Origin of the sequence: Cupriavidus sp. WKF15 (assembly GCF_029278605.1) — a bacterium.
Classification (GTDB): Bacteria; Pseudomonadota; Gammaproteobacteria; order Burkholderiales; family Burkholderiaceae; genus Cupriavidus.
The window spans coordinates 2342525-2363801 of record NZ_CP119573.1 but is presented as its reverse complement, the minus strand read 5'-3'; the positions used below and the strand labels follow the sequence as shown (position 1 = coordinate 2363801).

General features: G+C 66.4%; 24 protein-coding genes. 10 read left to right on the top strand and 14 right to left on the bottom strand.

Annotated elements, in window-relative coordinates:
* Window positions 1-6: 6 nt before the first annotated feature.
* The 4 genes from CupriaWKF_RS28165 to CupriaWKF_RS28150 all read right to left on the bottom strand — a co-directional run bounded on the left by CupriaWKF_RS28165 (window position 7) and on the right by CupriaWKF_RS28150 (window position 2068).
* Complete coding sequence (locus CupriaWKF_RS28165; RefSeq protein WP_276101704.1) at window positions 7-894, bottom strand: cytochrome c; 888 nt, start codon at window positions 892-894, stop codon at window positions 7-9.
* 301 nt (window positions 895-1195) lie between these two features.
* Entirely contained in the window at window positions 1196-1456 is a 261-nt protein-coding gene (locus CupriaWKF_RS28160; RefSeq protein WP_276101703.1) for a hypothetical protein, read from the bottom strand.
* Window positions 1457-1497: 41 nt separating this feature from the next.
* Window positions 1498-1758, bottom strand: a complete 261-nt coding sequence (locus CupriaWKF_RS28155) for a hypothetical protein (protein WP_276101701.1) — start codon at window positions 1756-1758, stop codon at window positions 1498-1500.
* A gap of 49 nt (window positions 1759-1807) precedes the next feature.
* A complete protein-coding gene (locus CupriaWKF_RS28150; RefSeq protein ID WP_276101700.1) occupies window positions 1808-2068 on the bottom strand; it encodes a hypothetical protein in 261 nt (86 codons plus the stop codon).
* Between the two features lie 388 nt (window positions 2069-2456).
* On the opposite strand from CupriaWKF_RS28150, the gene CupriaWKF_RS28145 reads away from it, so the two are divergent.
* Window positions 2457-3155, top strand: coding sequence for a DUF899 family protein (locus CupriaWKF_RS28145; protein ID WP_276101699.1), 699 nt, complete (start codon window positions 2457-2459; stop codon window positions 3153-3155).
* A gap of 148 nt (window positions 3156-3303) precedes the next feature.
* Here the strand turns inward: CupriaWKF_RS28145 and CupriaWKF_RS28140 are convergent, their stop codons facing one another.
* A complete protein-coding gene (locus CupriaWKF_RS28140; RefSeq protein ID WP_276101698.1) occupies window positions 3304-3564 on the bottom strand; it encodes a hypothetical protein in 261 nt (86 codons plus the stop codon).
* 56 nt (window positions 3565-3620) lie between these two features.
* On the bottom strand, window positions 3621-3881 hold the full coding sequence (locus CupriaWKF_RS28135) for a hypothetical protein (protein ID WP_276101516.1): 261 nt from the start codon (window positions 3879-3881) through the stop codon (window positions 3621-3623).
* 375 nt (window positions 3882-4256) lie between these two features.
* On the opposite strand from CupriaWKF_RS28135, the gene CupriaWKF_RS28130 reads away from it, so the two are divergent.
* The 3 genes from CupriaWKF_RS28130 (at window position 4257) to CupriaWKF_RS28120 (ending at window position 8114) form a co-directional block, all read left to right on the top strand.
* Window positions 4257-5228 (top strand): tripartite tricarboxylate transporter substrate binding protein, encoded by a 972-nt coding sequence (locus CupriaWKF_RS28130; protein ID WP_276101697.1) that lies wholly within the window; start codon window positions 4257-4259, stop codon window positions 5226-5228.
* A 188-nt stretch (window positions 5229-5416) separates the two neighbouring features.
* On the top strand, window positions 5417-6382 hold the full coding sequence (locus CupriaWKF_RS28125) for a GntR family transcriptional regulator (protein ID WP_276101696.1): 966 nt from the start codon (window positions 5417-5419) through the stop codon (window positions 6380-6382).
* Window positions 6383-6608: 226 nt separating this feature from the next.
* Window positions 6609-8114 carry a DASS family sodium-coupled anion symporter gene (locus CupriaWKF_RS28120; protein WP_276101695.1) on the top strand — a complete coding sequence of 502 codons (1506 nt, stop codon included), beginning with the start codon at window positions 6609-6611 and terminating at the stop codon, window positions 8112-8114.
* Between the two features lie 56 nt (window positions 8115-8170).
* Here the strand turns inward: CupriaWKF_RS28120 and CupriaWKF_RS28115 are convergent, their stop codons facing one another.
* From CupriaWKF_RS28115 to CupriaWKF_RS28100, 4 genes are read right to left on the bottom strand one after another with little or no spacing between them, the layout of a single operon-like run.
* The gene (locus CupriaWKF_RS28115; protein WP_276101694.1) at window positions 8171-9727 is read right to left on the bottom strand and encodes a TolC family protein; all 1557 of its coding nucleotides are present in this window, start codon (window positions 9725-9727) and stop codon (window positions 8171-8173) included.
* Entirely contained in the window at window positions 9714-11729 is a 2016-nt protein-coding gene (locus CupriaWKF_RS28110) for an FUSC family protein (RefSeq protein WP_276101693.1), read from the bottom strand. The genes CupriaWKF_RS28115 and CupriaWKF_RS28110 overlap by 14 nt, the downstream gene beginning before the upstream one ends.
* Entirely contained in the window at window positions 11710-12759 is a 1050-nt protein-coding gene (gene mdtN, locus CupriaWKF_RS28105) for a multidrug transporter subunit MdtN (protein WP_276101692.1), read from the bottom strand. Before mdtN ends, CupriaWKF_RS28110 begins: the two co-directional genes overlap by 20 nt.
* Window positions 12756-13019 carry a YtcA family lipoprotein gene (locus CupriaWKF_RS28100; protein WP_276103252.1) on the bottom strand — a complete coding sequence of 88 codons (264 nt, stop codon included), beginning with the start codon at window positions 13017-13019 and terminating at the stop codon, window positions 12756-12758. The genes mdtN and CupriaWKF_RS28100 overlap by 4 nt, the downstream gene beginning before the upstream one ends.
* Before the next feature lie 213 nt (window positions 13020-13232).
* Here CupriaWKF_RS28100 and CupriaWKF_RS28095 point away from each other — a divergent pair, with 213 nt between their 5' ends.
* From CupriaWKF_RS28095 to CupriaWKF_RS28080, 4 genes are all read left to right on the top strand, one after another.
* Window positions 13233-13496: a hypothetical protein gene (locus CupriaWKF_RS28095; RefSeq protein ID WP_346348630.1), complete on the top strand. Its 264-nt coding sequence runs from the start codon at window positions 13233-13235 to the stop codon at window positions 13494-13496.
* 376 nt (window positions 13497-13872) lie between these two features.
* On the top strand, window positions 13873-14412 hold the full coding sequence (gene phaP / locus CupriaWKF_RS28090) for a TIGR01841 family phasin (RefSeq protein WP_276101690.1): 540 nt from the start codon (window positions 13873-13875) through the stop codon (window positions 14410-14412).
* Between the two features lie 370 nt (window positions 14413-14782).
* Window positions 14783-15610, top strand: a complete 828-nt coding sequence (locus CupriaWKF_RS28085; RefSeq protein ID WP_276101689.1) for a DUF2092 domain-containing protein — start codon at window positions 14783-14785, stop codon at window positions 15608-15610.
* A 12-nt stretch (window positions 15611-15622) separates the two neighbouring features.
* Entirely contained in the window at window positions 15623-16141 is a 519-nt protein-coding gene (locus CupriaWKF_RS28080; RefSeq protein WP_276101688.1) for a hypothetical protein, read from the top strand.
* A 41-nt stretch (window positions 16142-16182) separates the two neighbouring features.
* On the opposite strand, the gene CupriaWKF_RS28075 is transcribed toward CupriaWKF_RS28080, so the two are convergent.
* Window positions 16183-17151 carry a threo-3-hydroxy-L-aspartate ammonia-lyase gene (locus CupriaWKF_RS28075; protein WP_276101687.1) on the bottom strand — a complete coding sequence of 323 codons (969 nt, stop codon included), beginning with the start codon at window positions 17149-17151 and terminating at the stop codon, window positions 16183-16185.
* 259 nt (window positions 17152-17410) lie between these two features.
* Here CupriaWKF_RS28075 and CupriaWKF_RS28070 point away from each other — a divergent pair, with 259 nt between their 5' ends.
* Both CupriaWKF_RS28070 and CupriaWKF_RS28065 read left to right on the top strand, forming a co-directional pair.
* Window positions 17411-18007, top strand: coding sequence for a J domain-containing protein (locus CupriaWKF_RS28070; RefSeq protein WP_276103249.1), 597 nt, complete (start codon window positions 17411-17413; stop codon window positions 18005-18007).
* Window positions 18008-18084: 77 nt separating this feature from the next.
* Window positions 18085-19176: a mechanosensitive ion channel family protein gene (locus tag CupriaWKF_RS28065; protein ID WP_276101686.1), complete on the top strand. Its 1092-nt coding sequence runs from the start codon at window positions 18085-18087 to the stop codon at window positions 19174-19176.
* Between the two features lie 18 nt (window positions 19177-19194).
* Here the strand turns inward: CupriaWKF_RS28065 and CupriaWKF_RS28060 are convergent, their stop codons facing one another.
* The 3 genes from CupriaWKF_RS28060 to CupriaWKF_RS28050 all read right to left on the bottom strand — a co-directional run bounded on the left by CupriaWKF_RS28060 (window position 19195) and on the right by CupriaWKF_RS28050 (window position 21209).
* The gene (locus tag CupriaWKF_RS28060) at window positions 19195-19530 is read right to left on the bottom strand and encodes a hypothetical protein (RefSeq protein ID WP_276101685.1); all 336 of its coding nucleotides are present in this window, start codon (window positions 19528-19530) and stop codon (window positions 19195-19197) included.
* 106 nt (window positions 19531-19636) lie between these two features.
* Window positions 19637-20173: a superoxide dismutase family protein gene (locus CupriaWKF_RS28055; protein WP_276101684.1), complete on the bottom strand. Its 537-nt coding sequence runs from the start codon at window positions 20171-20173 to the stop codon at window positions 19637-19639.
* A 94-nt stretch (window positions 20174-20267) separates the two neighbouring features.
* A complete protein-coding gene (locus tag CupriaWKF_RS28050; protein ID WP_276101683.1) occupies window positions 20268-21209 on the bottom strand; it encodes a LysR family transcriptional regulator in 942 nt (313 codons plus the stop codon).
* Window positions 21210-21277 lie beyond the last annotated feature (68 nt).

Genomic DNA, 21277 nt, shown 5'->3' with positions numbered 1-21277 from the left:
GGGGCGCTACTGCCGATGCCCGGCAGCGGGGGCTTGCGGCTTGCGCGTTGCCGCCATGTGGTGAAAGTACGCGAGCAGGTCCTTGACCTCGGCATCGGGCAGCGTCTGCGGGTCGATCGACGGCATGCGTGCCTCCGGCCACCAGCGCAGCGACTGCGGGTTGCGGATCAGCTGCGCCAGCTTGTCGTCGCCGAGGTATTCGACCGGACTGTAGGGCATGTTCAGGTCCGGGCCAAGGTGGGAGTCGCCCTCGCGGTTCAGGGAATGGCAGGACAGGCAGACCCGCTGGAACGCGGCAAAGCCGCGCATGACCGGCCCGTCGGCGGGCTGGCCCGCGGCTGGCCGGATCGCCGGATGGCGCTCGGCGGGCGAAGCGGCAATGTCGATGCGCTCGATGTTGTAGGTCCAGTAGCTCTCGGTGACCTTGCCGGCACCGCCGGCGGGGCTGGTCCAGACCAGCCGGAACGGCCCGATGCCCTGGCCCTTGAGCCTTGGCCACGGCGCGGCGGGATTCTCCACCGCCAGCCAGGCGCGCGGCTGCGCCTTGCCCTCGGCCATCAGCATGCGCATCGGCAGGTGCGACACATAGCCGTCGGAGGCGGCCGTGGTGGCGCTGCCGTCGGCGGTTGCCGGCAAGCCGGCCAGCAGGGTGGCGAACGGTATGGCCTTGAGGGTGAAGCGCTGCTTCAGGTTCTCGTCGTCGATGCTGATCTCGGTGAGGCGCGGGTCGCGCAAGAGCTGCTCGACGGTCCAGCTGCGCTGTTGTATGCCGGAAGTTATGGTCAGCGTACCGGGGCCACCCGCGGCCGCCGGCCCGGCCAGTGCTGCGATGCCCAGCACCATGGCAGCGGCGCAACCAATCTTGCCCATCTTCCTTGCCAGCCATGCGGTCATGCCTTGGTCTCCTGCGCCGGGGATGGCATGGCCGGCGCACAGGCCTGGCGCGGTGATTCCCGGACAAAGTCGCGCGGGGCCGGACGACCCCGCGGCGGGTCAGACTGTAACCCGCCGCGCGCGCAGACTCAATTGCGTCGGGCGACACGCCGGCGTGCAGAGCTGCCAAGCGCCGGATGCCGGATAAAACAAAGACCGTCCATGGCGGGACGGTCCTTCAAGGCGAGCCGGGCGCAAGGCGCGGCTCGCGTGAAACGGAGCGCGCGGACTGGCGCCGGCTGCTCCGTTCCTCCTGCGCGGCTCAGTGCTGCAGGGCCGCGACCACTCCCCCCATATTGTTGATGGTGTTCGTCACGCTCTTCATGTCGACGTCGGTGCGGGTCGAGGCATCGACCTGCGTGACCGGGGCGAAGATCGTGTTGGGGCTGGCGAACGAGACGCCGCTGCCGTTGGCGATGGCGTTGACGCCGGAGTTCACGAAGATGCTGCCGCCGCGCACGGCGCCCATCTTGGCGTGGTCAAGGTCTTGTTCGAGCGGCAGGTTCTGGATGGTCAAGGACATGATGGTCTCCTGGGCAGGCTGGTATGAGCTGGAAAGGGAAATCAGTGCTGCAGCGCCTGGACGATGCCGCCGACGTTGTTGAGCATGTTGCTGACGGTCTTGATGTCGACATCGGTGCGGGTCGAGGCATCGACTTGCGTGACCGGGGCGACGATGGTGTTCGGGCTGGCGAACGACACGCCCGAGCCGCCGGTGATGGCGTTGATGGCGGAGTTCACGAAGACGCTGCCGCCGCGCACGGCGCCCATCTTGGCGTGGTCAAGGTCTTGTTCGAGCGGCAGGTTCTGGATGGTCAAGGACATGATGGTCTCCTGGGTAGGCTGGTTGGGCTGAACGGGTTGGATCGGCGGATCAGTGCTGCAGGGCCGCGACCATGCCGCCCACGTTGTTGATGGTGTTCGTCACGCTCTTCATGTCGACGTCGGTGCGGGTCGAGGCATCGACCTGCGTGACCGGCGCGAAGATCGTGTTGGGGCTGGCGAACGAGACGCCGCTGCCGCCGGTGATGGCGTTGACGCCGGAATTCACGAAGATGCTGCCGCCGCGCACGGCGCCCATCTTGGCGTGGTCAAGGTCTTGTTCGAGCGGCAGGTTCTGGATGGTGAGGGACATGATGTAACTCCTTGGGGTACTGGGTTTGCTTAGGGTGGTGAGCATCGGGTGTTGCGCTCGCAGGCATATACGCATGGTGTGTGCCAGCACCGGTCCAGGCACCGGAATTCGGAGGCAAGCGTCTGAAAACAAAAAGAAAAATATGAATTCGGTGAAGATGGGAGGGGCTGGCCTGGCCGGCGTGCAGTCTGCCCGGGACCGACACTGCTCCAGCACGTGTCTGCGACGCGCCGACACCCGCCCGGCAGCCGGTGAACGACGAGGCCATCAGGAGGAACGATTCGCCGCCAGCGGACACGAATCAGGACAGGGCCATGGAATGCGTCGACACCGCCCCGGGGCGGGCGACTCACATTTCCCGGCACGACCGATTGGAAGGAGGGTCGACATGAACGCAAAGTCAGAACTGGTTCCCGCCACCGAACTGGCGCAGCGCAACCCCATCCGCTTTCCCAATGAAAGCGCGGAATACCGCCAGGCGCGCAACGCGCTGCTCGCGGAGGAGATCGAATTGCGCCGGCACATTGAACGCGTGGCCGAACAGCGGCGCAGGCTGCCGCCGGGCGGCGAGGTGACGAAGCGCTATACGTTCCAAAGTGAAAACGGTCCGGTCACGCTGGCCGATCTGTTCGGCGACAAGGACACGCTGGTCGTCTACAGCTACATGTTCGGGCCTCAGCGCGAGAAGCCTTGTCCGATGTGCACGTCGATCATGGCATCGTGGGACCACAAGGTGCCGGATATCGAGCAACGCGTGGCGCTGGCGATGGTGGCCCGCTCGCCCATCGACCGGCTGGTGGCCGCCAGGCGGGCGCGCGGCTGGACCAAACTGAAGGTCTATGCGGACGTCGACGGGGATTTCACGCGCGACTATGTCAGTCCAGAGGATGCGGACATGCCGGGTTATACGGTCTTCACGCGCCGGGACGGGAAGATCCGGCATTTCTGGAGTGGCGAGTTGTTCGGCATCCCGCCCGACCCCGGACAGGATCCGCGTGGCGCGCCGGACCTTGACCCGCTGTGGAGCCTGCTGGACACCACGCCGCAAGGGCGGGGCAAAGACTGGTATCCGAAGCTGGAGTATTAGCACGGACGCGCCGCTTGCCGCGCGCGCAGTCTCAGCGTCCATCTCAGCGCAAACAAGGGCCGCCCGTCAAAGGGCGGCCCTTGCGGTGGCGGAGGCAAGGGGCAACGCGGGCGCGCCTCCTCCTCCGCCGGATACAACCTGGTACGGCTCAATGCTGCAGGGCCGCGACGATCCCGCCAACGTTGTTGATGGTATTCGTCACGCTCTTCATATCGACGTCGGTGCGGGTCGAGGCATCGACCTGCGTGACCGGAGCATAGATCGTGTTCGGGCTGGCGAACGAAACACCCGCGCCGTTGGCGATGGCGTTGACGCCGGAGTTCACGAAGATGCTGCCGCCGCGCACGGCGCCCATCTTGGCGTGGTCAAGGTCTTGTTCGAGCGGCAGGTTCTGGATGGTCAAGGACATGATGGTCTCCTGGGCAGGCTGGTTGGGCTGGTTGGGCTGAACGGGTTGGATCGGGATCAGTGCTGCACGGCCTGCACGATGCCGCCGACGTTGTTGAGCAGGTTGCTGATGCTCGACAGGTTGACGTTGGTGCGGGTCGAGGCATCGACCTGGGTGACCGGGGCCACGATGATGTTGGGGCTGGCGAAGGAAACGCCGGAGCCGCCCAGGATCGCGTTGATGCCGTTGTTCAGGAACAAGCTGCCGCCACGGACGGCGCTCATGCTGGCGTGGTCGAGGTCTTGTTCGACGGGCAGGTTCTGGATGGTGAGGGACATGATGTAACTCCTTGGGGTGCTGGTCTGGTTTCGCTTAGAGAGCATCGGGTGTTGCGCTCGCAGTCATATACGCATGGGGTGTGCCAGCTCTCGTCTCAGCCCCGAATCGAGTCGTCAAGTCATTGAAATTAAATAAGAAATCTTGCGAATTGGCACGTCATCCCGCCATTTCAGACCGTGCGCGCTGTGTGGTCGCTCCCAACACATCTGGCCCTCCTGTTTGCGTAGCGACGACACCGGCGACGCCGCGCGTCCGTGGATACCCACATTGACGGTCAATTTCATGTGCGTAAAAATAAATTCATAAATATGAATACCGCGTGGTACTGGCCGGAGGTGGCCGCGCCACGGTCAACGCTGTACTGGAGACATCTGATGAAGCCGAACTTCCGTCGCCGCCTGATGCTCTGTGCCACTGTGCTGGGCGCGATGCCCGCACTGGCCTGGAGCGATACGTATCCGAACAAACCGATCCGGATGGTGGTGCCGTTTGCCCCGGGCGGGGCCACCGACGTGGTGGCGCGCCTGATCTCGCAGAAGCTTGGCGAGGCACTCAAGCAATCGGTGGTGGTGGAGAACCGGCCCGGTGCCAATGGCATCATCGGCACCGATGTCGTCGCGCGCGCCGCACCGGACGGCTATACCTTGCTGCTCAACACGGCTGGGGCGCAGACGCTCAGCCCGCTGATCTACAAGGCCGGCTATGACCCGCTGAAGAGCTTCGAGCCGATTTCGCTGATCAGCAATATCGGCTTCGTGATGGTGGTGCACCCGTCGGTGCCGGCCAGGACCGTGCAGGAATTCGTGGCACTGGCCAAGTCCAGGACCCGGCCGCTGAGCCTGTCGGCGGGCAGCAGCATGATCGAGCTGATTGGCGCCAGCTTCAAGGCGACCGCCGGCACGCCGGACATCGTGAGCGTGTCTTACCGTGGCACCGGCCCGCAGATGCAGGCCGTGGTGGCGGGCGAGGTGGACATGACGATCGACCCGTTCAACTCGATCGCCATGATCAAGGCCGGCAAGCTGCGCCCGCTTGCCGTGCTTTCCGACAAGCGCTCGCCGGCGCTGCCGGATGTGCCGACCATGCAGGAGGCCGGCTATAGCGGCATGGCATTCGGTTCCTGGGCAGGCCTGCTTGCCCCGGCGGGAACGCCGAAGGAAATCATCACGCGCCTGAACAAGGAAGTGACCCGTATCGTGGCGCAGCCCGATATCCGCGAAAAGCTGGCCGCCATCGACTACGACGCCGTGGGCAGCACGCCGGAACAGTTCGCCAGGACCATTGCCGACGACACTGCGCGGTGGAAGAAGATCGTGAAGGAGACGAACTACAAGGCGGGCTCGTAATACCGCCGGGCGCGCACCGGATCGCGCTGATTCGGCGCGGGCCTGCGCCAGGACGAGACCGCCAAGGCACGCCTGCGGCCGGCGGCAGCACGACGTGGCCTACCGCACGCAAGTTGCCATGGCAGCTTGGGCCCCGGCACACCATCGACTAACGTTGAAAGTCCGCATCGCTGCTTCGAGGGCTGACGATGAAGAGACGCAACGGGCGCTTGGGCCTGCTGCTCGTGGCAGCAGTGCCGGCCTTGCTGGCCGGGACGGGCGCGCACGCGTCGGATATTGTCTGCAAGGCTCCCGTGGGCGGTCGGTCGACCCGATGCGATGAGCCCTACGGCATTGGCGTGGGCTGCGAAGGGCGGCCCGATGCGCATGCCGGTGCCCGCAAGGAGCACCTGATCTGCGAGTACACCATGCTGTCGGAGCGCTATGAGCGCATCTATGCCGAACAGCAGAGAATGCTGCGCCAGGGCGCGATGCAGGCCGCCGACATCGCGGCATGGCGTGCCAGGCGGGACGCCTGCGATTCCGTGCGGTGCATGGACGAGGTCTTCCATCAGTTCTGGCGACAGCGCGATGCCATGCCGAAAACGCCGGCCAGGCCGGCCATGGCCCGACAGGGCGTAACGGAGAGCCCGGGCGCGGCAAATCATGTGGCGGCATCGAGGGCACCCGCGCCCGCGCCTGCGCGCGCCATGCCGTCGCAGGGGAGGACCGCATTGCGCGATGCGCCCGGCTCCGCGCCGGGGCTGGCAGCCGCTGGTCCGGTGGTATTCGCCGCCACGGCCGCTCCAGCGGCTCCAGCGGCTCCAGCGGCTCCAGCGGCTCCAGCGGCTCCAGCGGCTCCAGCGGCTCCGGCGGTATCCGCCGCGACCTGGCAGGGAGGCTTGCCTGACGCAAACGCCGCCGCGCTGCCTGTATTCAGTGGCACGCCCGAGCGTCGCGTGAAGGCCTGGCCGGCGCTGTTGCTCGTGGAAAGCCTGGTATCGGGGCTTGCCGTCCTGGGCGTGGGAACGGGCTACATATGGAACCGCAGGCGTGCTGTGCCCCGGGCGGCCGGGATCGCGCAGCGCCGGCAGATTCCGCCGGTCGTGATGATTACGTATGGCCTGCTGTTCCTGAACGCACTGTTGCTGCCGTTCACGCTCGGCCTGCGGTAGGGGTGCCATGGCCCAGATGGCCTGACCTGACAACGCGTCGCCAAAAGTCGGGTCCTCGTAATCTTTTCACATTCCCCTCGAAAAGATTCACTTCTGCTCGCGAGGCACATCGGTCACCCTGACTTTGGAAGAGTGCTACGTCGCGGGGGGGCGCTCGGTGCGCCTCGAGTGGCGCGGGACTTCGGCTGGCTTTTATCCCCGATCTCCTTTTAGAGGAGCTTCACAGATGCTCGCAAAGATCGTGGCGATCTATCGCTATTTCATGTCGGTGGTGCCGTTCCGGCTGACGCCGGCCATCATCAGTACAGTCGTGCTGGTCACGCTGCTGCTGATACCCCCGCCGGCTGGCCTGAAGGCCGACGCCTGGGACCTGGTGGCAATCTTCCTGACCACGATCGTCGCCATCATTCTCAAGGTGATGCCGATTGGCGTCATGGCAATGATGGCGATCGTGATCGTGTCGCTGGCGCAGGTGACCTCGAACTCGTCCAAAGGTGCCATTGCCGATGCCCTCAGCAGTTTCTCGAATCCGCTGATCTGGCTGATCGTTGTGGCGATCCTGATCTCGCGCGGGCTGAAGAAGACCGGGCTGGGCAATCGCATCGGCCTGATGTTCATCGAGCTATTGGGCAAGCGCACGATTGGCATCGGTTATGGGCTCGCGATCTGCGAGCTGGTGCTGGCACCATTCACCCCCAGCAACACCGCGCGCGGCGGCGGCATCGTGCATCCGATCATGCGCTCGATCGCCGGGGCCTTCGACTCCGATCCGGCCAAGGGGACACAGGGCAAGGTCGGCACCTACCTGGCACTGGTCAACTACCACGCCAACCCGATCACCTCGGCCATGTTCGTGACAGCCACCGCGCCGAACCCGCTGGTCGTGGACTATGTGGCCAAGGCCAGCGGGCAGTCGCTGCACCTGAGCTGGACCACCTGGGCGCTATGCATGCTCCTGCCCGGCCTGCTCTGCCTGTTTGTGATGCCACTTGTCATTTACGTGCTTTGCCCGCCGGAGTTGAAGGCGACGCCCAACGCGGTCGACTATGCCAAAGGCGAACTGGCCCGCATGGGCCCGCTCAGCGGCCAGGAGCGGGTCATGATGGGGGTCTTCGCCATGATGCTGGTGTTGTGGGCCAACGTGCCGGCGATGATCCTTGGCCCGGCATACACGCTCGACCCGACCGTGGTCGCCTTTCTCGGCCTGTTCGCATTGATCATTACAGGCACGCTCGACTGGGACGACGTCTTATCGGAAAAGAGCGCCTGGGACACCCTGATCTGGTTCGGCGCCCTGGTGATGCTCGCCGAGCAGCTCAACAAGCTTGGCGTGATTGCCTGGTTCTCGACCAATATGCGCGATGCCATCGTCGCCAGTGGCGTGGGCTGGCTCCCGACAGCCGCCGTACTGGTGCTGGCGTTCGTGTTTTCCCACTACCTGTTCGCGAGTACGACCGCACATATCAGCGCGATGATGCTGGCCTTTCTTACCGTGGGCGTGCAGTTGATCCCGCCACCCTATGTCCCGCCGTTCATGCTGATGATGGCGGCCGGCTCCGCGATCATGATGACGCTGACCCACTACGCCACCGGCACATCGCCGATCATCTTCGGCAGCGGCTATGCGACGCTGGGGCAGTGGTGGCGGGCCGGTGCGGTGATGTGCGTGCTGGAACTGATCATCTTCACCGTGGTGGGTGGCGTCTGGTGGAAGATCCTGGGGTTCTGGTAAGGCGGGAGCCGGCGGTGTGCGGTCCTGCTTGCCGCGGTACCAAGATCGGCTGAACCCTACCGCCCAGGCCACGCGCCCTCATCCCGAATCGACCCGATCGACCCGGTAGCCAGCGCCAGCGCCGCCGCGGCCGACAGCGCGCCGCTGTAGGCGTCGGCCGAGGCGTTCTGCGCCAGCAGCAGCTGGTTCTGCGCAAGGTTGGCTTCCGTCACCGAACCCACGCCTTTTCGATAGGCGGCGAATGCCGCGTCATAGGTGATCCGGGCCGCATCGGCCAGTGCCCGGGCCGCATCATAGGCGGCCAGGCTCGATTCCAGCGCGCTCTGGCTGACCACCACCTGCCGCACCGATTCGTCCTTCGCGCGGGTGAGCCTGGTCGACGCGCTGTCGGCATCGTTGCGTGCCTGCGCCAGCACGGCGGAGCGCAGCCCGCCGTCGTAGATCGGCACCGTGACGCCAAGAAAGACGCTTGCGCCATAGCGGTAGCCATTCAGGTTGACCGTCGGCGGCTGCTGGCCGATCGGCGGTATCGCCGTAATGGCCGAGCCGCCCGAGGCATAGGACGTAAACGCCGACAGGAAGACCTTCGGCATGAAGCCGGCCTCGGCCGCCTGTACGCGGGCCTGGCTTGCGCGTTGCGCCGCATAGGCGCCCAGCACATCGGGGCGCCGCGCGATTGCGGTGTCGACGATCTGCTCGACCGAGCTGCGCAGCGTCGGCGGGAGCGGGCGCAACGGCATCTCCGCGATGCGCGGCCGGGACAGCGGGGAGATCCCTACGGCGTTGACCAGTGCCAGGTAGGCGTCGGTCTCGGCGCCCCTGGCCTGGACCATCGCCAGGTTGGTCTGCGCGCGGTTCTGCGTGGCCTGTGCCACTTCGACCACGGTGCCGATGCCGCGCTGGTAGCGCGCTTTGGCCGCGGCCTGCACCGCGTCGGCGTTGTCCATGGCCTGCTGCACCGTGCCGGCACGCGTGCGCGCGGCCTGGTAGCGGTAGAACGCAACGCTGACGTCGTGGATGATCTTCTGGTGCACGGCGGTGAACGCAATGTTCGCCGCCACCGAAAGCTGTTCCGTGGCTTCGACAATGCCGGAGCGCTCGCCGAAATCGAAGAGCAGCCACTGCAGCGACAGCACGGAGATGGCGCCGTGCGTAGACGCGTTCGCGGCGAGCGGCCCCAGCGCCGTCGATGTGGCGCTGTGCCCGTTCTGGTAGCCGCCCATGGCGGCGGCCGAGATATAGGGCAGGTAGCTGGCCTTGGCGATGCCGGCCGCCAGCGCCGCGTTGCGCGCATCGTTCCAGGCGATGCGCGTCAGCGGGTTGGTGGACTCGGCCAGGTCGATCAGCTCGGGCAGCGTGTAGGCATGCGCGGGATCGAGTGTCGCGGGCGGGGAAACCGCCGCGAGTGCCGGGTTTGCCGGCAGCGTGTAGTCGGATGGCGCGGGTGCCCGCTGGCCGGCGGCCGCGCCCGGCACGATTTCGCCGGATGCGGTGGTGAGCGGCTGCCAGGGCCGGTCGGGCTGCTCCGGTGCCAGATCGAGCGACGATGTCGCGCAGCCGGCCAGCGCCAGCGCCCACAGTGCCAGCGCGGCCAGGGGATCAGGTTTGCGCATGGATGGAGGACGGGGAAGCCGTGTCCAGCGCGTCGGCATGGGACGCGTCGAGTTGGTGGTCGATGATGGCGAGCAGTGCCTGGCGTGCCTCGATATCATGCAGATCGGCCGGCATGGTTTCGGCGGGTGGCGCGGCGTGCAGGGGCGGGCCATCGGCCCTGAGCCGGTTCAGGCGTTGCGCGAGTGCCGGGTCGCCAGGAAAGCGCTCGGCAAGCAGGAATATGGGCGCTGAGATGGCATCGAGCCTGGCCAGCCGTTCGCGATGACTGTCGACCCATTCCGGCGCCGGCCCGACGCTTGCCGGTTCATAGTGGGCCAGGATCAGGTCCTGTGTGATCGTGCCATGCAGGGCCAGTGCGGTCGCGGCGTGCTGGCGCCTTGCCGCGGGCTGCGGCGTGTCGATCAGCGCCTGCCATTGGCCCACCAGCCCCGCCAGTGCCGGCCCGATGCGGCCCGCGATGCTGATCGGCCAGACCCGCGTGAACACCAGGTAGACGACGAGATTGCCGAGCATCACGCCGATCACGCGGTCGCGCGCGATGGTCAGGTCGAAGCCGGGCGCCGGGCCCTGCACCACGCACAGGTAGAACGCGAACGCGATCTGGAAGCCCGCGTAGGCGATGCGTGGCGAGCCCTGCGCCACCCAGGCGGAGACCCATGTCCCGGCGAACACCAGCAGCATCAGGCCGCCTACGGATGACAAGCCGGGAACGACGTACACGATGGCTGCCGTGCCGATCGCCGCGCCGATCATGCAGCCGGCCAGCCGCAGCGAGAGTTTTTCGACGGTCTCCGCCATGGTCCCGAGCGACACCAGGTAGCACGTGATGAAGCACGTATGGATGCCGGGCCAGTTGAGTTGCTGGTAAAGCAGGTAGCAGAACATTGCCGCGCCGGTGGTCTTGAGCGCATAGCGGACATGGTCGGGATTCGTGAAGGCGTCGGCGTTGAGGAAGCCGCCGTGTCCGGTGCCGTTTTCGGCGCCTTTTCCGGATTCCGCTGCCGGCGCCGGTGGGGCTGCCGCGCCGGCATCGGCGTAGCCATTGATCGCGGCGACCAGTTCGCGCACGACAGTCTGCTGCACCGGCGCAAGGTGGTCGGCCAGCGACGCCGGCGGGCCGATTTCGACGGGATAGCCGCCTGCGTCCAGCATGCGGGCCATCTCGTCGAGCGTATCGGCGATGGGCGCTGCGGTTGCCGCCGGCATTGGCGCGCCAGCCCGTTGCGCCACGTCGACGGCCAGCAGGATCGCCATGGTCGATGCCATCGCCTGCTGCAGCGCGCGCAGATCCTGCGCGTTGACCGTGCCTTCGACCCTGGCAAGCCTGAGCCAGCCGGCAACGGGCTGGACGCCGTCGTGCAGCGCTGCATGCAGGGCCTGCGCATTGCCGCTGTGGTCCGCGGTACCGCGCAGGCAGCGTGCGGCCACGCGCAGGCAATGACCCAGGCGATCCGTTGCGAGCCGGCGCGGCGACGGGCCGATCAGCAGGTTGACGACGATGTTCACGCCGATCGGGATCGCCACCATCAGCAACGCGTAGAGCAGCCCGCGCGTAGCGGCTTCGCCGCCGGGCACGAGCCCGAGTTCATCGAGCCCGAAGCCGATGATCATGGCGACGATGGCGCCGATCGGTCGCAGCTTGCTGGCCGATGTCAGGAACAGCATGGCTGCGGACAGCACCGCCATGCACGCCACGCGCAGCATCGGGTCGTCGACGCTGAGGTCGGCGAGCCACATCACCAGCGCAATGACCAGGCTGATCAGCACCAGCGCGGCCGCGCTCATGATGATGCTGGTGGTGCGGTCGGCCCGGTTGATGAAGAAGATGATGTAGGCGGAGATGGCCGCCTCGGGCGTGCCATAGATGCTGGTGACCAGTACCGTCAGCGTGCAGGCCACCGTGATGCGCGTCGCGGCAGCGGTGCGGCCCGGGAGCGGCGCCAGCAGCGCGCCGATATCGGCCAGCCCCAGGCGCAGCTTGTCAGCGGCAGGCTGCGCCATGCCGGATCTCGACCGTTGCGCTCGCGCCCACGCGGGCCAGCGTCTCGGGCGGATCCTCCAGGCGGATCCGCACCGGGAAGCGCCTGGCCACGCGCACCCAGTTCACCGACGGCTGCACATAGGGCAGCGAGCGTGGCAGGTTGAGGCGGTCGGTGTCGGTAATGCCGATGCCGATGCCTTCCACCTTGCCGCGCAGGGCCTGGCCGCGGTCGATCATCGAGTAGACCGTGGCGCAGTCGCCGACATGGATGCCGGCAAGTGCGGTCTCCCGGAAATTCGCCATCGCGAACCATTCGCCGGTATGCACCAGCAGGAACAGCGACTGGTTGGGGATCACGACTTCGCCCGAAAGCACGGTCAGGCCGCTGACGCGTCCGGCATGCGGGGCGCGGACCGTGGTGTCGTCGAGCGCGCGCTGGGCGATCGCCAGCGCCGCCTCGCGCGCGTGCACGGCGGCCGTGGCATCGTCTTCATTGCCGACCGCTTGCGCGGCAGCGGTGCGTTGCGTGTGGGCCTGCCGCAGCGACACGCTGGCATCGCGCTGTGCGACCTGCGCCTGGTCGAGCTGCTGCGCGGGCACGTAGCCGTCAGCAACCAGCGGCCGCAGCCGTTCGACAGTGCGTGCGGTCAGCGCGTAGTTCTGCTCGGCCCGCTGCGTCTGCTCCGACGCAAGCGACGCCGTGGCACGTTCGGTGGAGATCGTGCGACGCCGGGTACCGAGCGCGGCCTGGGCCAGCTCAAGATCCGCCCGCGCCTGCGCGACGGCCAGTTGATAAGGGACGGGATCGATTTCGAACAGTATGTCGCCCTTGGCTACCAGCTGGTTCTCTGCGACGTGGATCTTGGCGATGCGGCCCCCGACCGGCGATGCCACGTGCACCATGTCGGCGTCCAGCGATGCGTCATCGGTCGACGGATAGCGGCTGGTGCGATGGTAGGCGTAGACGGACAGGAGCACGGCCACCAGGACAATGGCCAGCGTGATCAGTTTGCCGCGCTTGGGGCTGCCACGTTCGCCGGCCATTTTCATAGGAGGTGTCCCGTACCCAGTAACCAGACGAGCTCCGCGAGGATGAGGCCGATCGCGGTGTTGACCAGAAGCTGGGCGCGCACGATCTCGGCCCAGCCTGTCGCGACGAAGATCCGATAGGACACGAGCGCCCCCGCGATGCCGGCCAACGCGCTCAGCAGCCAGAGCGGGAAGTACGCGCCGAACAATCCGAATGACGGGGCACCGGCGCAACCATAAAGCGAAGCGGCCAGCGCGAGAAGCGCAAGCGAGCGTGCCATGGAATCAAGGTCGAAATGGTCGCCGTAATATAGCAGCGCCGCTTGCGCGTTGTCCAAGCCACGCCGGGCTGCTGCGGCGGTCCACCCCTGGCGCGGGCAGCATGCGCCGGTGCTCATGGCAAGGTGTGTCCTGCTACAGTCACAGCTGCGGCCATGACCGCGGCAGCCGCCATCGCAGCGGCTACGACAGATCATTTCCTGGGGACACCACAGATGAACCGCAAGGGCTTGCTTGATGCCGCAGACTCCCTCGACGAACTCGCTGCCGGCAGGCAACCCGCGCCGGCCAGGGTGGCGTCCGGCGCCGCCGCGCTGGAACGCTTGCATGCGGACTTTCCCGGCTGGCGCGATGTTGGCGATGCGCTGTTCGGTCTCAAGGCGCTGGCCGGCGGCTGCGCCGTGGATCTGGACGCCAACGGGCGCCAGCGCGCTGGCCGGCTGGCCGATGTCGTGCGCAGCCTGCTCGACCAGATCTGAGCTTGCAGCCGCGGCACCACGCCATTCGCAGTTCAACGGGCCGAGACCGCCGCTGCGCAGTTGCAGCGCAGCACGGTCGTACGATTTCTGATCCTTTTCGGAGGCTTGATGCGAGCGACGGTGGCATCTCGCGTCGCAGCATTTAATCGTAACTGAATGTTACAAACATGACCCATGATGCACAAACTGCTGCGCCACGACGACGAGGTTTGGGTAATTACTTAGGGATCGACTTAGAGCATTTCTTCTAATCTTTGCAGCTCGATGCGGTGCGCCTCTGGCCGACGCGCCGTGGTCGAGAAACCCAACCTCGGTCAGAACGCCATGGCGGCACATGGCGCCTTTCTGGCCGGTCGCTCTCAAGGAGAACCCACGCATGTCCGCCTTTACGTCTGATCAGTTTGCGGCGCTCCACAAGACCAACCTGGCCAATCTGGCCATGATGTCCAAGTCGACCATCGACGGCTTCCAGAAATTAACCGAGCTGAATCTCCAGACCGCCAAATCCGCGCTGACCGAGGGCCAGGAGAGCCTGAAAGCCGTGCTGGCGGGCAAGGACCTGAGGGACGTGCTTGCCGTGCAGGGCAGCGTGGCCCAGCCCGTGGCAGAGAAGGCCATTACGTATGCGCGCCAGGTGTGCGAAATCGCCACGCAGGCGCAGGCGGAGCTGGCCCGAGCGGTGGAAGAGCAATACGAACAGCATCACCGCAATCTGCAGGCCTTTGTCGACACCTTCGTAAAGAATGCACCGGCCGGATCGGAAGCGATTTCCGCGCTGCTGCAGTCGACGGTTGACGCGGCCGGCAACACCTATCGCTCGGCTCAGGCAGTCTCGAACCAGATGACCGAGTTCGCGCGCGGCAACCTTGCCGCCAGCGCGGCCGCGGCAGGCAAGGCGGCTTCCGCCAAGGCCTGACCTGGCGCCGGCATGGCCGGCGCCACATTGGGCAGGGCAGGCCGGCAGCGCCTGCCCTGCCTGGCATGACTCCCTCCCGGCACGCTATCGCGTTGCCCTGGCCACGGGATTGCACTGCGAGGTGACCGTGGCGCGCCGCCTGCGTCGGCGATCCTTCCGCCATCCCCATCGAGTTCCGCCACGCCGCACGCTGGCGTGAAGGGGGCGTTCTCCTGACGACGGGCTGAGCGAAAAATTTCAGATCGTCCTCGCGAACATTCACTACGGCTTTGGAAGGGGTTGCCATAAATTCACTGGAGACATTGCGCCGGATGAGCGGTGTGCAATGGCCTGTCTGCCGTTCGCCCAGCAAGGATAAGGAGAACAAGAGATGAAACTGAGAACGCTCTTCGTCCAGGCATCGCTCGTGGGCCTTGCCGCCTGCAGCAGTGCGCCGCCAACCGCCTCCGGTTCGGCCGCGGGCCCGTCAGCCGGGACTCCCGCGCCAGCACCGGCGCCGGCGCCGGCGGCCAGCGCGCAACCGGCAGCGAACGCGGTCGACCCGGCAGCGATCCAGGCGCTGAATAACATGGGCAAGTATCTGCAGTCACTCAAGGCGTTCGAGGTCGTCATCGACTTGTCCGGCGAGCGCGTGCTGGCCGACGGCCAGAAGCTGCAGCACACCGCGACGGCCGACCTCGATGTCGCGCGCCCGAACAAGCTGCGAGCCCAGATGCGCAGCGCGCGTTCCCAGCGTGAGCTGATTTACGACGGCACAACCGTGACGCTCTATACACCGGCGCAGAAGTCTTACTCCCAGGCACCATTCAAGGAGAACCTCGGTGCGCTTGCGGAGCGCCTGCGGGCGCGGTTCGGTGTCGAGATCCCGTCCGCCGACCTGTTCCTGTGGGGCACCGATGCCGCCCCGCTCGATAATATGCAGTCGGCCATGAACGCAGGTCAGGACATCATTGGCGGCGAGATCTGCGACCACTACGCGTTTCGCCAGGGCGAGATCGACTGGCAGATCTGGATTGCCGCCGGCGGCCGGCCGCTGCCGCGCAAGCTCGTCATTACCAATCGCGGCGACGAGGCGCGGCCGCAGTCGGTCACGCTCTACAAGTGGAACCTGAATCCGCGGCCCGGCAGCTCGGCCTTCGCCTTCAAGCCGCCGCCGGGAACCAAGCAGGCCGAGTTCGTCCCCCTCAAGTCCCGGTAAAGGAGCGACGCCATGAGACACGCATTCGGAAAGCGCTTCGCGGCGGGCACGGCCGTGCTGGTTCTGGCAACGGCGGGATGGACGCCGGCGGCTGAGGCAATCGGCGGCGGACGCGCGGCAGCTGCCCAAGCCGGCGGTGGTGGTGCTCGTCAGGCAGGCGGCGGTGGCGGCGGCGCCAGGCAGGTGGACAACCAGCGCGCCGACGCACGGACCAACAACGTGCGCAGCACGAGCGTCAACAACGTCAATGCCAGCCGCAATGTCAATGTCAATTCAAACCGCAACGTCAACGTCAACGTCGAGTCACACGGCGGCTGCTGCGGCTGGGACAACGACTACCACCCCGTGGCGACAGCCGCCGCCGTTACCGCCACAGTCGCTGTGACTTCGGCGGTGATCGGCTCCATGGTGCGCACGGTGCCGCCGGGTTGCGTGCCGGTCAACTACGCGGGCATGGTCTACCAGCAGTGCGGAACCACGTGGTACCAGCCGCAGGGATCGCAATACGTGGTGGTGAATCCCCCGTATTGACAGGGGCCAGGGGCGAAGGTGCCGGCGCGCGGGTCGATGGCCTATGCCGAGACCAGCGCGCAAAAGCGCTCCAGGTCGATATTGCCGCCGCTGATCAGGATGCCCACGCGCTTGCCCCGGAGCGCGTCCTTGTCCTGCAAGGCCGCCGCCAGGCTCAGGCAGCCCGTGGGCTCGACGACCATCTTCATGCGCGAAGCATAGAACTTCATCGCCTCGACGAGCTGGGCATCGGACGCGGTCAGGATGTCGTCGACATCGCGCCGGATGATGGCGAACGTGTACTGGCCCAGATGCTGGGTCTGCGCACCATCCGCGATCGTCTTCGGGGTATCGATGTGGACGATCGAACCGCTGCGGAACGATTGCTGGCCGTCATTGCCCGCTTCGGGCTCCACGCCATAGAGTTTGCATTGCGGTGCCAGCGCGCGTGTCGCGAGCGCCGTGCCCGACAGCAGGCCGCCGCCGCCGAGCGGGCAGAACAATGCGTCGAGCGCGCCGGTTTCCTCGAACAATTCCCGCGCCGCAGTGCCTTGTCCGGCCAGTACGTCCGGGTGGTCATACGGCGGAATCAGCGTGTATCCATGTTGCTCGGCCAGGCGGCGCCCGATCGCCTCGCGGTCTTCCGTGTAGCGGTCATAGATCACGACGTTGGCGCCATAGCCCTTGGTGGCCGCCACCTTTGCCGCGGGCGCGTCATGCGGCATCACGATCGTGGCGGGAATGCCCAGCAGCCTGGCCGACAGTGCGATGCCCTGCGCGTGGTTGCCCGACGAGAACGCCACCACGCCTGCGCGGCGTTGCTCCGCGCTGAACTTCGACAAGGCGTTGTAGGCGCCACGGAACTTGAAGGCGCCCATGCGCTGGAAGTTCTCGCACTTGATGAAGACCTCGGCACCAAGCATGTCGTTCAGGGTGCGCGAGGTATTGACCGGCGTGCGATGGGCGACGCCTTCGAGCCGCCTGGCGGCGGCCTCGACGTCTGCGTAGGTGGGGAGATCCAGTGTGGTCATGGGAGGGTCCGTTCAGCCAGTGGATGAAGGTCCGGGCTCGGTCCTGCAGGGCCGGCCCAGTCAAGTCGAACACTGTAATGTCTGTTCTTGCCGCATGCAAAGCCGGCCGTGCACATAGGTCTGCAACGACGCCAAGTAGCGCTTGCGCCGGTTTATGCTGGTTTATGCCGCGCATCGGCCTGCATGTGGCCATGCGGGAGCGGGGACGCCGATATCGCATGCTAGGATGAACCCTTCCGCAGCCGCCGCCCCATCGGCCATGACCACCCTTTACGCGACCCTCGGCGTCGAGTCCGACGCTACCCTGGACGAGATCAAGCGCGCCTACCGCCGTGCCGCCATGAAATGGCATCCCGACCGCAACCCTGGCCGCGAGGCCGAGGCGCATGCGGCATTCCAGGACATCCGCGACGCCTACGCCATCCTTTCCGACGACGAACAGCGACGCGTGTACGACGAGGTGTTCGAGCAGGAAATGCGCCGCTGGCAGGCCGAGCATGCGGAGCAGGAAGCGCAGGAGCAGGCGGCGCAACGCGAAGCCCAGCGCGCCGCGCAGGAGCACTACGAGAAAATGGTTGCCATCGCCATGCGCTTTGCCGACGACGGCCACAATCGCGACGTGCTCTTCGGCGTGCTGCTGGGCCAGGAGTGCGAGGCTGAACTCGCCGCGCGCATTGCGGACAGCGTATGGGCCTTGCAGGTATCGCGCAGGGCACACGCGCAGGCAGCGCAGGCGTCGGATGATGGCGTGCCAGAGGAGCCGGCGGAGCCACAGGCCGAAGACACCAGGCGCGCCAACCGTCACCCGGGCACGTTCGAGTCGTTCTGGCACGGCTTGTTCGGCATTCGTACCTGAGACCGGCCGGCCACCGGATCCGGAACGCTGTTCCGGACATTGCCCGCGCATTTCACCAGCCTGTTCAAGGATGACCGATGGATATTGGAATCCTCCTCGCACACCCCTGGTTCGGTACATGGGCAGCGGCCGTGGCCGCCGTGTTCGTCGCGCTGATCGCGCATCGCCTCGGCGGCCTGGTACTGCTGCGCGTGACCCGGCCCGCGGCCGTGCTGCATGCGATCGTCAGGAAAGCCCGCGTGGCGTCGGGCGTCGTGTTGCCGCTGCTCGCCTTGCAGACCGTGTGGCAGGCGGCGCCGGACGCATTGCCCTGGATCGACAGCCTGCGCCACCTCAATGGCCTGCTGATAATCGCCGCGACGACATGGCTGGTGGCCCGGATCATCGCCGGCTTTGCGCAGGGCGTGATGGACCGGCACCCGGTCGACGTGGCCGACAACATGGGCGCGCGGCGCATTCATACGCAGACACGCGTGCTCTCGCGCATTGCGATGACGCTGGTCACGGTGATGGGCGCGGCCATGCTGCTGATGACGTTTCCCGGAGCGAGGCAGGTCGGGGCGAGCCTGCTTGCTTCGGCCGGCGTGGTCGGGCTGATCGCGGGCTTCGCGGCCAAGCCGGTGTTCAGCAATATGATCGCGGGGCTGCAGCTCGCGTTGACGCAGCCGATCCGGCTCGATGATGTGCTGATCGTCGAGGGCGAGTGGGGCCGCGTGGAGGAAATCACGGGGACCTACGTCGTGCTGCGGCTGTGGGACGAGCGCCGGCTCATTGTCCCGTTGCAGTACTTCATCGAGAAGCCGTTCCAGAACTGGACGCGCAACAGCGCGCAGATCATGGGCTCGGTCTTTTTCCACGTCGACTATGGCATGCCGCTGGCACCGCTGCGCAAGGAACTCGAGCGGGTGGTGCACGCCGCGCCGGAGTGGGATCGGCGGTTTTTCAACCTCGTCGTCTCCGATGCCACCGAGCGTACGATGCAGCTTCGCGTGCTGTGCACCGCTGCCTCGTCGGGGCTGGCGTGGGACCTGCGCTGCAGGATCCGCGAGGCGCTGATCGACTTCATGCAGCGGGAGTTCCCCCAGCACCTGCCGCGCCTGCGCTTCGAGCGCGATACCGAGGCCCAGGCCCAGGCCGGCATGCCGGCCGCGGTATTCAGCGAGGCCTGAGCGCCATGCGCCGATGGTTCATGGTTTGCGGCTGGCGTTGGCGGCTTTTGCCTTCCACTCCCGGAACACCGTGTCCAGGCATGAGGCGGACTGGCAGCCGTCGCGCTTCGCGCGGAAGGCGGTGAGTTCCGCTTCAGTCAGTTGCCCGGCCTTGAGCAGGCGTTGCTGCTCCGCAAAGATGCGCTGGTAGCCCATCGAGAACAGCGCGGATTCGCAGATCAGGCGGTGCGACGGCATCTGGCTGGCCGGCGCCGCCGCAGGATCGCAGTCGATATCCGTGGCACGGGCATGGCCGGATAGCGCGAGACCGGCGGCAGTCAGGAGGGGCAGGGCGTGGCGGAGCGGGCGAGGCATGACAGGGACTTGGAAGCGGCCCGCCATGGTAAAGCCAGGACGGATGCAGTGAGAGCGGCGCGACGGCGGATTGAACCGTTGCGCCGGCACGGGCACGCGGTCCGGCTCAGGACGCCGCCACCACGCCGCAGGCAATCCGTCCGCCCGAATTGCCCGTCGGCTGCGTCTTGTAGTCGTCCGGATCCTTGTGCACGACCACGGCGCGCCCGATGACGCCATTCGGGCCGGTGCCCACGCTCAGGTCAGGCAGCAGGAAACTCGCGCGCGCATTGCCGTTCGCATCCGCCGTCAGGTTGTTCATGTCGCCGGCGTGGTGGTCGGGCATGTTCATCTGTCCGTGCGGCTTGCCGGCCGGGTTGAAGTGGCCGCCTGCGGTCATGGCGTCGGGTGCCGAGCAATCGCCCTTTTCATGCACGTGGAAGCCATGCGTGGTGTTGGGCGGCAAGCCGGTGACCGACGCCACCATCATCACGCCGCCGCTCTGCTGCGTGAAGGTGACAGTGCCGCCGGTGTTCGTGCCGCTCTTCGGCTCTAGCGTCGCGGTGGCCTTGGCGCCGCCGCTGGTGGTCCCCGTGCCGGCGCAGCCCGCCAGGGTCATCGCTACCGCTGCCGTGGCCGCCAGGCCGAAAAGTACGCGTTTCATCCGAACCCTCCCTTTGATGTTATTGCGGAAGAAACAACAGTATAGGATGCGACGCTTACGCAGGGGTGCTGATTGAGCTACTTGACTGGACAGGTCACGCGGCCATCTGCGAGACCGGGCCTTTCTGCGCCGCGGCGCCGAAATGGGGATGCCGTCCGAAAATGTCAGCGACCCAGTCGACGAAGACCCGGACCTTGGCCGACAGGTGGCGATTCTGCGGGTACATGGCCGAAATCGGCAGCGCTTTGGTCTGCCAGTCACTCATGACTTCGACCAGCCGCCCGCTGGCCACGTAGGGTTCCGCCATCACGCGCGACAGGCAGGCGAGTCCGTGGCCGCCCAGCGCGCATTCCACGTAGATATCACCGTCGTTCGTCGAGATGGCGGAGGGCAGCAGGATCTCGGCATGCTCGTGGCCCCGCGCGAGGTCCCATGGCCACTCGCGTCCGTTGCGGTTGGACAGGTAGTTCACGGCCTTGTGCTGGGCCAGGTCGGCCAGTTCGTGCGGCGTGCCGAAGCGGTTGAGGTAGATCGGCGACGCGAAAAACGCCAGCTTGAGCTCGCCGACGCGCCGCGCCACCATGGATTCGTCCACCTCGCCAACGCGCAGCACCACGTCGACCCCTTCCTGCAGCAGGTCGATCGGCTTGCCGTTGATGGTGAGGTCGAGCTTCAGTTCCGGATAGCTCGTGAAGAAATCGTGCAGGTTCGGGATCAGCGCGAGCCGTGCCAGTGCGGCCGTGGTGTCGACCGACAGGGTGCCCTTGGGAGAGTTGTTATGGCGCGTCAGTGACTGCTCGGCTTCTTCCACGTCGGCCAGGATGCGCACGCACCGTTCATAGTAGGCCGCGCCGTCGCTGGTCACGCTGATGCGCCGCGTGGTCCGGTGCAGCAGCTTGACGCCAAGATGGGTTTCCAGGTTCTGGATCAGGCGGGTGAGGGTGGCCTTGGGCAGGTCGAGCGAATCGGCGGCACGCGCGAAGCTGCCCATGTCGACCACCCGGGTGAAGGCCTGCATTGAGACGAGACGATCCATGATGAGCTTCCGACGAAGGTTTCCTGACTGCGCGCCGAACGGGCAACCGGACTGGCTGGTTGAGAGAC